The sequence below is a fragment of the Isoptericola sp. NPDC058082 genome, from assembly GCF_042885055.1.
GTDB lineage: Bacteria > Actinomycetota > Actinomycetes > Actinomycetales > Cellulomonadaceae > Isoptericola.
Genome location: NZ_JBHVSQ010000001.1, coordinates 1 through 13,298 on the forward strand (window position 1 = coordinate 1; position 13,298 = coordinate 13,298).

The 13,298-nt window shown below is 74.3% G+C and carries 8 protein-coding genes; all 8 read left to right on the forward strand.

Features of this window, described 5'->3' with window-relative positions:
• Positions 1-1,735 (forward strand): metallophosphoesterase family protein (locus ACFVS0_RS00005; RefSeq protein WP_430586815.1); only part of this gene is annotated, 1,735 nt, incomplete at its 5' end.
• 27 nt (positions 1,736-1,762) lie between these two features.
• Positions 1,763-2,488: a metal-dependent transcriptional regulator gene (locus ACFVS0_RS00010; RefSeq protein WP_430550106.1), complete on the forward strand. Its 726-nt coding sequence runs from the start codon at positions 1,763-1,765 to the stop codon at positions 2,486-2,488.
• Between the two features lie 112 nt (positions 2,489-2,600).
• Complete coding sequence (locus ACFVS0_RS00015; protein ID WP_430586816.1) at positions 2,601-3,818, forward strand: MFS transporter; 1,218 nt, start codon at positions 2,601-2,603, stop codon at positions 3,816-3,818.
• Positions 3,819-3,897: 79 nt separating this feature from the next.
• Positions 3,898-4,563 (forward strand): vitamin K epoxide reductase family protein, encoded by a 666-nt coding sequence (locus ACFVS0_RS00020; protein ID WP_430586817.1) that lies wholly within the window; start codon positions 3,898-3,900, stop codon positions 4,561-4,563.
• 43 nt (positions 4,564-4,606) lie between these two features.
• The gene (leuS, locus tag ACFVS0_RS00025; RefSeq protein WP_430586818.1) at positions 4,607-7,555 is read left to right on the forward strand and encodes a leucine--tRNA ligase; all 2,949 of its coding nucleotides are present in this window, start codon (positions 4,607-4,609) and stop codon (positions 7,553-7,555) included.
• A 1-nt stretch (position 7,556) separates the two neighbouring features.
• Entirely contained in the window at positions 7,557-9,119 is a 1,563-nt protein-coding gene (locus ACFVS0_RS00030) for a DUF3375 domain-containing protein (protein ID WP_430586819.1), read from the forward strand.
• Positions 9,116-9,841: a DUF4194 domain-containing protein gene (locus tag ACFVS0_RS00035; RefSeq protein WP_430586820.1), complete on the forward strand. Its 726-nt coding sequence runs from the start codon at positions 9,116-9,118 to the stop codon at positions 9,839-9,841. Before ACFVS0_RS00030 ends, ACFVS0_RS00035 begins: the two co-directional genes overlap by 4 nt.
• The gene (locus ACFVS0_RS00040; protein WP_430586821.1) at positions 9,838-13,263 is read left to right on the forward strand and encodes an ATP-binding protein; all 3,426 of its coding nucleotides are present in this window, start codon (positions 9,838-9,840) and stop codon (positions 13,261-13,263) included. The genes ACFVS0_RS00035 and ACFVS0_RS00040 overlap by 4 nt, the downstream gene beginning before the upstream one ends.
• Positions 13,264-13,298 lie beyond the last annotated feature (35 nt).

Genomic DNA, 13,298 nt, shown 5'->3' on the forward strand with positions numbered 1-13,298 from the left:
GTTTCTTGTCCTCCTGCTTCAGGGGGGCTTGCGGCGCCCCTCCACCACCGCCGCGGCGGTGGCCACGGACGAGACGCCGCCCGGCGGGCGGACGAGACGCACGCGCCGGACGCCGCCGCGCTGGGTGCGCTGGACCCTCGCCGGGGTGACCGCGGCCGTGGCGTGCCTCGTCTTCGGGGTCAGCACCGCCACCACGGAGCTCGGCTTCGGGCCCCACGAGGCCGTCTACTCGGTGACCAACGACAGCCTGGTCGTGGTCGACCTCGGCCCGCTGGGCACGCTGGAGATCGACTCGCCCCTCCCGCTCGGGCTGGGCGTGGACGTGGTGGTCAAGGAGATCCCCGCCGACCTGACCACGGTGGGTGCGGCCAACACCCTCACGGCACTGAGCCAGGACCTCGAGAGCTACCTGCAGTTCTTCTCCAGCCCGGACGTCGCCGTGCGCAGCGTCGCCCTGGCGCTGGTGGAGAACGCCCTGTGGCGCTCGCTGGGCGCCGCCGCGGTGGTGGTCGCGGTGGGGTTCGCCGTGCGCTGGCTGCTGGGGTCCGGGCGACGACGTGAGCTCGCCGACGCGATGGCCCCCCGGACGGGGGAGATCACCGCGGGGGTGGTGGTCGTGGCCCTCGTCGTGACGACGGTGACGTCCGGCGCCGTCGGCAGCACCGCCCAGGGGCAGCCCGCCTCGCCGGTCTTCGCCGGGACGGCGCTGGAGGGCGCGCGGATCACCGGGCGCCTCGCCGGCGTCATCGACACCTACGGCGGGCAGCTCGTCAAGCTGTACGAGGACAACGAGGAGTTCTACGCGAGCGCGGACGACGACCTGTCGGCCGCGTGGGACGCGCGGCTCGCCTCCGAGGCGGCCGCGTCCGCGACCGCGGCCGGCACCCAGTTCGCGTCCCCGGGTCCCGCCGAGCCCACCGCGCCGGCCGCCCCGCCCCGCGTCCTGCCGAGCGGCGGCCCGGAGGACGAGCCGGTCACCTTCGTCGTCATCTCCGACCTGCACTGCAACACGGGGATGACGCCGCTGATCCGCACGACGATCGAACGCTCGGGAGCCGACGTCGTGCTCAACGCGGGCGACACCACCATGAACGGCACGTCGGTGGAGAAGGTCTGCGTCGACTCGTTCGCCTCGGCCGTCCCGCGCGGGGTGCCGATGGTGGTGTCGGACGGCAACCACGACTCGCAGGTCACGTCCGACCAGGAGGCGGCGCACGGCCAGAAGATCCTCGACGGCCAGGTGGTCGACGTCGAGGGGGTCCGCATCCTCGGGGACCGGGACGCGCTCGAGACGCGCGTCGGCGTCGGCACGAACGTCGCGCGCGAGCGGACGCCGGAGCAGCAGGCGGCGGACCTCGCCGCGACCGCGTGCGAGGACCGCGACGGCGTCGACCTGCTGCTGATCCACACGCCGTCCGTGGGCCTCGACGCCCTCGAGACGGGGTGCGTGCCGTTCCAGGTGTCCGGGCACACGCACAGCAGGTCCGGGCCGGAGCAGGTGGGGCAGGGCGTCCGGTACGTCAACGGCTCCACCGCCGGCGCGGCGCCCAACCAGCCGACCGTCGGGCCGCTGCACGGCACGGCCGAGATGACGGTGCTGCGGTTCGACCCCGCGACGCGGCGGATGCTCGACGTGCAGGTCGTGAGCGTCACGCCCGACGGCGCGGCGACGGTGGGCGAGCGCGAGCCGGTGCCCGACGTCGTGCCGCCGGCCGACGAGGCGTCGGGGCCGTAGGGGCGGTCGCCCGGATAGGCTCGGACCGTGCCCGAACCCACCACGCCAGGCCCCACCACGCCGCCGCAGGCCGTCGACCCGGACGAGCTCACCCCCGTCGCCCAGGACTACCTCAAGGCGGTCTGGTCGGCGCAGGAGTGGTCGGACGAGAAGGTCACGACGGGGCTGCTGGCGGACCGGTTGGGCGTGGGCCCGTCCACCGTCTCCGAGACGGTGCGCCGCCTGACGACGCAGGGTCTGCTGGGTCACGAGCCGTACGGCGGCGTCTGGCTCACGGAGCTGGGCCGGCGCTATGCGCTCGTGATGGTACGGCGGCACCGGCTGCTGGAGACGTGGCTGGTGCGCGACCTCGGGTACGCGTGGGACGAGGTGCACGACGAGGCCGAGGTGCTGGAGCACGCCGTGTCCGACCGGCTCGTCGAGCGGATCTCCGCGCGGCTGGGCCACCCGGAGCGCGACCCGCACGGCGACCCGATCCCGTTCGCCGACGGGCGGGTGGTGCGCCCCGAGGCGGTGCCGCTGGTGGACCTCGAGGCCGGCGCCGGGGGAGTGGTCGCCCGGATCTCCGACGCCGATCCCGAGGCGCTGCGGTACCTGGCCGACCTCGGCATCGACCTGGACCTGCCGGTGCGGCTGACGTCCCGGCGGGAGTTCGCCGGGACCGTCGGCGTGACGTGGGAGGCGGACGGACGCGAGGTCGGCGTGGATCTCGGGCTGCTGGCGGCCTCGCGCATCTGGGTCGTGCGCGCGTAGGCTGACCCGGTTCCCCGACGACGTGAGCGCTTGGACGGCGCACCGCCGTCGACGCCTCGTCTCGAAACGATTCGAGCATCCCGGTGCGCGATCCGATCCCGAGGAGAGGCGAGTGACCTCGACGACCACGCCCGCGAGCGACGCCACGGCCCGCACCGGCCACACACCCCGCCCCGAGCACGTCGGGGCCGCGCTGTTCGCGCTCGCCGTCGGCGGGTTCACGATCGGCACCACCGAGTTCGCCACGATGGGCCTGCTGCCGCAGATCGGCGCGGACCTGGGCGTCAGCGACCCGGTGGTGGGCCACGCGATCACCGCGTACGCCGTCGGCGTCGTGGTCGGCGCGCCGCTGCTGACCGTCGCGGCCGCGCGGATGTCCCGCAAGCGGCTGCTGCTGTGCCTCATGGGCTTCTACACGGTGGCGAACGTGCTGTCGGCGGCCGCGCCCGGCATCGAGAGCCTGGTCGTCGGGCGGTTCCTCGCCGGCCTGCCGCACGGCGCCTTCTTCGGTGTCGGGGCCGCGGTCGGCGCCGCGGTGGCGGGGCCGGGCCGGCGCGGCCACGCCGTGTCGATGATGATGACCGGCCTGACGGTCGCGAACGTCGTCGGGGTCCCGCTGTCGACGGCGGTGGGGCAGAACCTCGGCTGGCGCGCCGCGTTCGTCGTCATCGGGGTGCTCGGAGCCGTGACCCTCCTCGGCATCTGGCGCTTCGTGCCCGAGCGGGGGCCCGTGGACTCCAGCGTCCGGAAGGAGCTGGGCACGCTGCGCAACGGCCCGCTGTGGATCTCGTTCGCCGCGGGTGCGATCGGCTTCGGCGGCCTGTTCGCCGTCTACACGTACGTCGCACCGACCGTCACCAAGGTCGCGGGGATGTCCGAGAGCGCCGTGCCCTGGGTGCTCGCCGTCTTCGGGGTCGGCATGACCGTCGGCACGCTGCTCGGCGGCAGGCTGGTGGACCGGAACGTGCTGCGCACCGTGGTCGGCGGGTTCGTCGCCACGGCCCTGTCGCTGGTCCTGTTCGCGCTGGTCGGGACGTCGCCCGTGCCCGCCGTCGTCGGGCTCTTCCTGCTGGCCGTCACGTCCCAGACCCTCGGCCTGGCGATGCAGACCCGCCTCATGGACCTGTCGCCGCGCGCGCAGTCCCTCGGTGCGGCCCTGTGCCACTCCGCCCTCAACATCGGCAACGCGAGCGGCGCCTTCTTCGGCGGGCTCGTCATCGCCGCGGGCTACGGGTACCTCGCGCCCGCGTGGGTCGGCGTCGCGCTCACTCTCGTGGGCCTGGCGATGGTGCTGGCCTTCGGCCGGCAGCGCGTGGCGCACGCGGGCTGACCTGGCGCCGAGGGTCCCGGCGGGGCTTCGCCGACGTCGTCGGGCCGGGCCCCCAGGAACGTGCGGTACGGTCGCGCCCGTGAGCCCGAGCGTGCGCGACGAGACCCACGACATCCCCGACGACGCGGCGGGGGAGGGCGTGCCCGCGACACCCGCGCGCGGCCTGACCGCCCGCGCGTACGGCGTGCTGCTGACCGTGCTGGGCGGGATCGGCTTCGGTGCGGCGTCGTGGCTGGCGATCGAGGAGTACCTCAAGCTGCTCGACCCGAACCGGGTGACGAGCTGCAGCTTCAACGTCTTCCTCGACTGCGGCGTCGCGATGATGTCCTGGCAGGGCACGCTGCTCGGCTTCCCGAACCCCTACATCGGGGTCGCGGCGTTCCCCGTGGTGATCACCACGGGCGTGGTGCTGCTCGCGGGGGCGAGGCTGCCGCGGTGGTACCACCGGTCGCTGCTCGCGGTGACGGTGCTCGCCCAGCTGCTCATCTTCTTCCTCATGTGGTCGAGCTTCTACGCGCTGGTGCGGCTGTGCCCCGCCTGCATGGTCGTGTGGACGATCGTGTGGCCGCTGCTGTGGTTCCAGGTGGTGCACGCCGTGCAGGAGGGCCACCTGCCGGCGGGCGACGGGCTGCGCCGCGCCGTCGTGCGCAACCGCGGCCTGGTCCTGATCATCGGGTACGTCGTGGCGATCGGCTGGCTGCTGCTGGCCGTCGGCGGGCCGCTGGTCGAGTCCTTCGGGGTGTGAATATCCGGCCGGGTCGTGCGGTCCCGGCCGGTAGACTCGCCGGGTGAGCACGCCCGACACCGCACCCGCCCGATCCGAGGCTCCGACCGCGCCTTCCCAGGAGCCCACCCACCGCTACACGCCCGCCCTCGCCCAGCAGATCGAGGAGCGCTGGCAGGACCTGTGGGAGGAGCGCGGCACCTTCTGGGCGGCGAACCCGAACGGTGCGCTCACGGACGGCGACGGCCGGAACGCCGCAGGCCAGCCGTTCTTCATCATGGACATGTTCCCGTACCCCTCCGGGGCGGGGCTGCACGTCGGGCACCCGCTGGGCTACATCGCCACGGACGTCGTGGGCCGGTTCCGCATGATGTGCGGCGACAACGTGCTGCACGCGCTGGGCTACGACGCGTTCGGCCTGCCCGCCGAGCAGTACGCGGTGCAGACGGGACAGCACCCGCGCACCACCACCGAGCAGAACATCGTCACCATGAAGCGTCAGCTGCGCCGCATGGGCCTGGCGCACGACTCGCGTCGCACGTTCGCCACGATCGACCCCGAGTACGTGCGCTGGACGCAGTGGATCTTCCTGCAGATCTTCGACTCCTGGTACGACGCCGAGGCCGACGGCGGGAAGGGCCGTGCGCGACGCATCTCCGAGCTGGAGGCCGAGTACGCCTCGGGAGAGCGCACGCTGGCCGACGGCAGGTCGTGGGACGCGTTGTCCGACGACGAGCGGCGCGATGTGCTGGACGCGCAGCGGCTGGCCTACGTCGACGAGTCGCCCGTGAACTGGGCGCCCGGCCTGGGCACGGTCCTGGCCAACGAGGAGGTCACGTCCGACGGCCGTTCCGAGCGCGGCAACATGCCCGTCTTCCAGAAGTCCCTGCGGCAGTGGAAGATGCGGATCACGGCCTACGCCGACCGCCTGACCGACGACCTGGAGCTCATCGACTGGCCGGAGAAGGTCAAGTCGATGCAGCGCAACTGGATCGGCCGTTCCACGGGCGCGAACGTCCGGTTCGACGTCGTCGGCACCAGCGACTACGACGCTGCCGGCGCGGGCGCGCAGGTCGAGGTGTTCACCACCCGCCCGGACACGCTGTTCGGCGCGACGTTCATGGTCGTGGCGCCCGAGCACCCGCTGCTGGACGAGGTCCCCGCGTCCTGGCCCGACGGCACGCGCGACGTCTGGACCGGCGGGCACGCGACGCCCGTCGAGGCCGTGGCCGCCTACCGCCGCGAGGCCGCCGCGAAGACCGCCGTCGAGCGGCAGGCCGACGCGGGCAAGAAGACCGGCGTCTTCACCGGCCACCTGGCCGTCAACCCCGTCAACGGCGCGACGGTCCCGGTGTTCACCGCCGACTACGTGCTGATGGGCTACGGCACGGGCGCGATCATGGCGGTGCCCGGCGGCGACCAGCGCGACTTCGACTTCGCGGAGGCGTTCGAGCTGCCCGTGATCCGCACGGTCGAGCCCGCCGGCGGCCTGCCCGAGGACTTCGCCGGCGCGTACACGGGCGACGGCGTCGCGGTGAACTCCTCGAACGACGAGATCAGCCTGGACGGGCTCGGCGTGGCCGAGGCCAAGGAGAAGATCACCGCGTGGCTGAGCGCCCGCGGCGTCGGCGAGGGGACGACCACGTACCGCCTGCGCGACTGGCTGTTCAGCCGGCAGCGCTACTGGGGCGAGCCGTTCCCGATCCTGTGGGACTCCAACGACCGCCCGGTCGCGATCCCGGCCGACATGCTGCCCGTCGACCTGCCCGACGTGCCCGACTACGCGCCGCGCACCTTCGAGCCCGACGACGCGGACTCCTCGCCCGAGGCCCCGCTGGGCCGTAACGACGAGTGGGTGCACGTCACCCTGGACCTGGGCGACGGGCCGAAGACCTACCGCCGCGACACCAACACCATGCCCAACTGGGCCGGGTCGTGCTGGTACTACCTGCGCTACCTGGACCCGACCGACTCGACCGACGGCCCCGCCAAGGGCACCGCCGTCGTCGACCCGGAGCTCGAGTCGTACTGGATGGGCCCGCGCCACAACGCGACGTCCGGCCCGGCCGGCGGCGTCGACCTGTACGTCGGCGGCGTCGAGCACGCGGTGCTGCACCTGCTGTACGCGCGGTTCTGGCACAAGGTGCTGCTGGACCTGGGCTACGTGTCGTCGCTGGAGCCGTTCGGCAAGCTGTTCAACCAGGGGTACATCCAGGCCTACGCCTACACCGACTCCCGCGGCGCCTACGTGCCCGCCGGCGAGGTCGAGGGCGACGAGCAGACCGGCTTCACGTACTGGGGCGAGCCCGTGAACCGTGAGTACGGGAAGATGGGCAAGTCCCTGAAGAACGTCGTCACGCCGGACGAGATGTACGAGCAGTACGGCGCCGACACGTTCCGCGTGTACGAGATGTCGATGGGCCCGCTGGACCTGTCGCGCCCGTGGGAGACGCGCGCCGTCGTCGGGTCGCAGCGCTTCCTGCAGCGGCTGTGGCGCAACGTCGTGGACGAGGAGACGGGCGCGCTCGTCGCGACCGACGACGAGCCCGACACCGCCACGCTGCGGGCGATGCACCGTGCGATCGCGGACGTGCGCGTCGAGATGGAGCACATGCGGCCCAACACGGCGATCGCGAAGCTCATCACGTACAACAACCACCTCACGTCCCTGGAGCGGGTGCCGCGCGCGGCGGTCGAGCCGCTGGTGCTCATGGTCGCGCCGATCGCCCCGCACATCGCGGAGGAGCTGTGGCAGCGGCTCGGGCACGACGGCTCGCTGGCGCGCGAGCCGTTCCCGACCGCCGACGAGCAGTACCTGGTCGAGGACACCGTGACGTGCGTCGTGCAGGTCAAGGGCAAGGTGCGCGGGCGTCTCGAGGTGGCGCCGTCCATCTCGGACGCCGACCTGGAGGCCGCCGCCCTGGCGGAGCCGAACGTGGTCCGCGCCATCGACGGTGCGACGGTGCGCAAGGTGATCGTGCGCGCGCCGAAGCTCGTCAACATCGTCGTCTGAGTTGGCGACCGTCCGCCTCGAGGGCGCCCTGGCACGCAGCCAGGGCGCCTTCGGCACGCCCTCCCTCGCCCTCCTGCACCGCAAGGAGGGGCCGCTGGTCGTCGCCCTGCTGTCGCTGATCTTCACACCCGGCCGCGCCACCGTGCCGACCGAGCAGATGCACGTGGAGGTCGAGGACCTGCTCGCCGAGGCGCGCGCCGCCGGCCACGACGTGCCCGACGACGCCGCCCGCGCGCTGTGCTCGCGCTGGGTGGCGGGCCGCTGGCTGGTGCGCGCGCTCGACGACGACGGCGTCGAGCAGTACCAGGTGAGCTCGCACGCGGCGGAGGCGCTCGCGTTCGTCGACCGGACGCAGGGGGCGCGCGCCCTGGTCAGCGAGTCGCGCATCCGCACGCTGCTCGTGGCCCTGGACGGGCTCGCGCGCGATGCCCGACCCGACCGGGAGTCGCAGCAGCGGGCGCTGCGGGAGCAGGTCGCCCGCGCGCGCGACGAGATCGCCGTGGCCGAGGCCGAGCTGGCCCGCCTCGACGCCGGCGGGCCCGTCGTGCAGGCGCCCACGGACCGGCTGGTCGAGCAGTTCGACAACGTGGCCGCGCTGGTCCGGGAGCTGCCCGCCGACTTCGCCCGCGTGGCCGAGTCGATCGCGGAGCTGCAGCGCAGCATCGTCACGGGCCTGCGCCAGGACGAGCGCCCGACCGGTGAGGTGCTGGGCGCCTACCTGGAGGCCTCCGACTCGCTCATGCAGCGCACGCCCGAGGGGCGCGCCTTCTCCGGGGCGATGGAGCTGCTGCGCGACCCGCAGCTGCTCGGCCAGGTCGACGAGCGGGTCCGGGCGGTGCTGGCGCACCCGTTCGCCGCGGACCTGCCCGCGGACCGCCGGGAGTCCGTGCGGGCCCTGTACTCCCAGCTGCTCGCCGCCGTCGACGGCGTGCTCGACGCGCAGGCGCGCGCGTCGCGGACCATCACGCAGCAGCTCACCGTGCACAACCCGCTGCGCGACCGCGAGCTGGACGCCGCGCTGCGCGAGGCGACCGCGGCGATGGCGGAGTGGTTCCCGACGTCGGGCCGGGCGGCGCGCGTGGAGCCGCTGCGCTGGCTCGAGCGGGCGCGTCTCGGCCGGTTCCGGGCGCAGCTGCACGACCTGCGCCCCGACACCCCGCCCGACGCGCTGGCCGACCTCGACGACCCCGGCCACGACGCCGCGGGCGCGCCGGGGGAGGTGCTGGGAGGCCTGCGCGGCATGGGCGGCCCGCGCTACGAGGAGACCGTCGCCCATGCGGCGCGGGTGCTGCGCGAGCGCGGCGGGGCCACGGCCGACGAGGTGTTCGCGGCCGGCCCGGCCGAGCTGCGTCGGCCCGTGGAGCTGCTGGGCTACCTCGAGCTGGCAGCGCCGGACGCGCTCGACGAGGCGCTCGGCGGCGACGGCGGCATGGGTGACGTGCCCGCGGCACGGCTGCGCCGCGTGACGGCCGTGCGCGCCGACGGCAGCACGCGCGACCTGGTGGTGCCGCTCGTGGGCCTCACGGCTCCCGGCGACGGGCCCGACGACGAGGAGGACGCATGACCGACACGACGACCGAGCCGGCGACCGAGCCGGTGGTGGGCGGGCCCGCGTTCGTCGAGGTGCCCGCGCTGGCCGACGACGACGCGTCGCTGTTCGCGGGCGACACGGGCGTGCTGCCGTACGAGGCGCGCCGCGCGCTCGCGCTGGTGCTGCAGCGGCGCTACCTGTCCGCGGCGGCGCACCCGGCGGAGTGGAAGGCGCTGCTGGCGCACCAGGACGTGCTCGCCTCGCGCTGCCACGACCTGTTCGTGGAGCTCGTCGTCGACCGCGACTACGAGATCGCCTACAAGCGGCAGGTCCGCGAGGCGGGGCTGAGCATCCCCGTGCTCCTCAAGGACGAGCCGTACAAGCGGGTCGAGACGCTGCTCATGCTGTTCGCGCGCAACCGCTTCCGGCAGGAGCAGGGCGCGGGCGAGCGCGCCGCGCACGTGGACGCCGAGGAGCTCGTGGACTACGCGCTCGGGTTCCTCGCCGCGGACGAGACCAACCTGGCCGCGCGCCGGCGCGAGGTCGACAACGCGGTCGCGACGCTCGTGCGCGAGCACGTGCTGGACGAGGTCGCCGAGGGCCGCTACCGCGTGCAGCCCGTCGTGGAGATCCTGCTCCCCGTGGAGCGGCTGCGGGAGCTGACGTCGTGGCTGCGCGACCCGGCGGTCGAGCCCGTCGAGACCACGGAGGACGAGACCGACGCGGTCGACGAGGACGAGGAGGCCCGCGCGTGACGATCACGAGCGACGCGGCGGAGCAGGTCGCCCCACCCCGGATGCAGCAGTCGCTGTTCGGGCTCATCCCGACGGCGTCGGACGGGCGGCAGTGGACGGCGCGCTCCATGCAGCTGGTGAGCTGGGGCGGCTACCACGGGTACCACGAGGTGCGGTTCGCGGGCACGACGACGCTGCTCACGGGCGCGTCCGGGTCCGGCAAGTCGACCCTGCTCGACGCGTACATCGCCCTGATGATGAGCCACACGACGCCGTTCAACGGCGCGTCGAACACGGCCACGAGCGGGCGCGCGCGCGGGCAGGAGCAGCGCAACGTCGTCTCCTACGCGCGCGGCAAGCTCGACGAGGAGCGCACGGCGGGGTCCGGGCGGGCCAAGGACCGCGTGCTGCGCGGAGAGACGTCGGACACCTGGTCGGCGATCGCGATGACGTGGTCCTCGCAGGCGGGCGAGCGGTTCACGGCGCTGCGGGCCTGGTACGTGCCCCGCGGGGCACAGCGCGCCGACGAGACGGTCGCGGTGCGCGCCGTCGTCGACGCGGACTTCAGTCTGCGCGACCTCGAGCCGCTCGCGGCCCAGCGGTTCGGCAAGGCCGGGCTCACCGCGGCCGGGCTGGCGTCGTTCGACACGGACAAGGCGTTCGCCACCCGCCTGCACGCCGCGCTCGGCATCGGCGCCGCGGGCGACGGCGAGAAGGCCATGCAGCTGCTCGGGCGGATCCAGGCCGGCCAGCAGATCACCACCGTGGACTCGCTCTACAAGGCGATGGTGCTGGAGGAGCCCGAGACGATCCGGGTGGCCGAGCGCGCCGTCGAGCACTTCGACGAGCTCAGCGAGGTGCGCGCCGAGATGGACACGGCGCAGCGGCAGGTGGACGTGCTGCGACCGATGCTGGAGCACCGGGTCGCGATCGACGACGCCGCGGCGCGGCGCGGTCTCGTGGACGCGCTCGGGCCCGACGGCGGCGCCGGTGGAACCGGGCCCGGCACCGAGTCGGCCCGGACCACGCCGTTCACCGCCTGGCGCGACCGCACCCAGCTCGACCTGCTGCGGGCCGGCGAGGCGGAGAACCGGGCCCAGCACAAGGCCGCGGCCGAGCGGGTCGCCGTCGCCGAGGAGCGGCTCACCGTCGCCCAGGGCGAGCTGGAGCAGGTGCGCGCCGACCAGCGCCGCAACGGAGGCGACGCCATCGAGGCCGCGGAGCGCGACGTGCGCACCGCCGAGCAGCGGCTGGCCGAGGCCCGGCGCGCCCGCGCCGAGCTCGAGGGCCACCTGGCACCGCTGGAGCGGGACGCGGGGACGCGGCGCGAGCTCGAGGCCCTGCACGCCGACGCCCGCCGGTACCTGGACGAGCGCGACACCCACACCGACGCGCTGTCCGAGTCCGTCGTCGAGGGCGCCGCGCGCGAGAAGGAGGCGATGCGGTCCCTGGCCGAGCTGGAACGGGAGGAGGCGTCGCTCAAGGCGCGGCGCGGCAACGTGCCGCGCGAGCTGCACGAGGCGCGCGAGGCGCTGGCGCGGGCTGCGGGTCTGCGCCCCGACGACCTGCCGTTCGTGGGCGAGCTGCTCGAGGTACGCGGCGAGTACGAGCCCTGGCGCGACGCCATCGGGCTCGCCCTCGGGGGCTTCGCCGTCACGGTGCTGGTCGACGAGGCGCGCCTCGACGCGTTCCGGTCCGCGATCGACGCCGTCCGCTCGCCCGTCCGCGTGCGCTTCGAGGGCGTCCCCACCGGGCTCGCGCTGTACGAGGAGGCCGACCGGGCGCTGCTCCCGGGGCGGCTCGAGGTCAAGGCCGGGCCCTTCGGCGGCTGGCTCGCCGGCCGCCTGGCGGAGCGGTTCGCCTACGTCTGCGTGGACGACCCGACCGAGCTGGCCCGGCACGACCTGGCGCTCTCGCGGTCGGGCCAGACGTCGGAGGGCCGGCGGGGTGCGCACGGCGGACAGGGCCGGGCGTCGGCGCTGGGCTTCAGCAACCACCGGCGGCTCGAGCAGCTCGCCGAGCAGATCGCGGCCGCGCACCAGGAGCTGCGGCAGGCCTCCGAGGCGCTCGCGGGCGCCCGGCTGCGGCAGAAGGGCGAGGCCGACCACTTCGTCGCGTACAGCCACGCGCTGCGGGCCACCTGGGACGACGTGGACGTGCGCGGCGCCGAGGAGCGGCTCGCCGAGCGGCGGGACCGGCTCGAGGCGCTCGTCGCCGGCTCGGACGTGCTGCGCGCGCTCAAGGCGGACGAGGACGCCCTGCGCGCCCGCGTCGACGAGCTCTACCGGGAGCGGGCCGCCGCGCAGCAGCGCGTCACCGAGCTCGGTGCCGGGTGGGAGCAGCTCAGCGACCAGGTGGACCAGGTCGCGGACGCGGTCGACCTTGCCGACGAGGAGGGGGTCGAGCTCACCGGCGAGCAGGAGCTCTGGCTGGCCGAGCTCATGGCGCAGGTCGGCTGGTCCGGCGTGGCGGGCGCGTCGGGCAGCGGCCTCGCGGACCTCACCACGGCCGTGGCCGCCGTCGTGCGCGAGCTGCATCACGCGCGGGACGCCGCCGAGGAGGCGGAGCGCGCGGCGCGTGCGGCCCTCGCAGCCCTGTTCGAGCGGTTCAACGACACCTGGCCCGACCCGAACCGCAGCGCCGACCCCGACGGCGCGTACGCCGACTTCCTGCGGATCTACGAGGACCTGGAGTATCAGCAGCTGTACCGGCTGCGCGACCGGTGGTCGGCGCACCTGCGGCAGATGTCGGGCGACCAGCTCACCCGGCTGAACAACGGCATCGCGCAGGCCGTCGCGGAGATCCGCGACCGCATGGAGCCGGTCAACGCGATCCTCGCGACGCTGCCGTTCCGCGACGACGCCCACCGGCTGCGCATCACCGCCACCCCGGTCGAGGCCTCGGACGTCGTCTCGTTCCGGCGCCGGCTGCGCGAGCTCGCCACCACGCCGGCGGGCGACGTCCCGCTCGCCGAGCACGAGCGCCGGTACGAGAGGATGCGCCGGCTGATCGACCGCATCCGTCCGGACAGCCCCGAGCGGCGGCGCCTCGTGGACGTGCGCGACCACGTGCGGGTCAGCGCCGAGTGCGTGGACCTCGAGGGCAACCACGTGAGCGTCTACGACCACATCGCCGGCAAGTCCGGCGGCGAGTCGCAGGAGCTCGTGGCGTTCATCGTCGGCGCGGCCCTGCGCTACCAGCTCGGCGACGCCGGGGCGGAGCGCCCCCGGTACGCACCCGTCTTCCTCGACGAGGCCTTCATCAAGGCCGACGCCCGGTTTGCCGGCCGCGCCGTCGGCGCGTGGCGCGGGCTGGGATTCCAGCTCGTCGTCGGCGCGCCGCTCGACAAGGTCAGCGCGCTGGAGCCGCACGCCGACGTCGTGCTGCAGGCCATCAAGGACGCGACCGGCAGGTCGCGGCTGGTGACGCTCGTGGGGGAATGACCGGCGTTCCGCGCCGGGCCGCGCCGGGGGAGCGA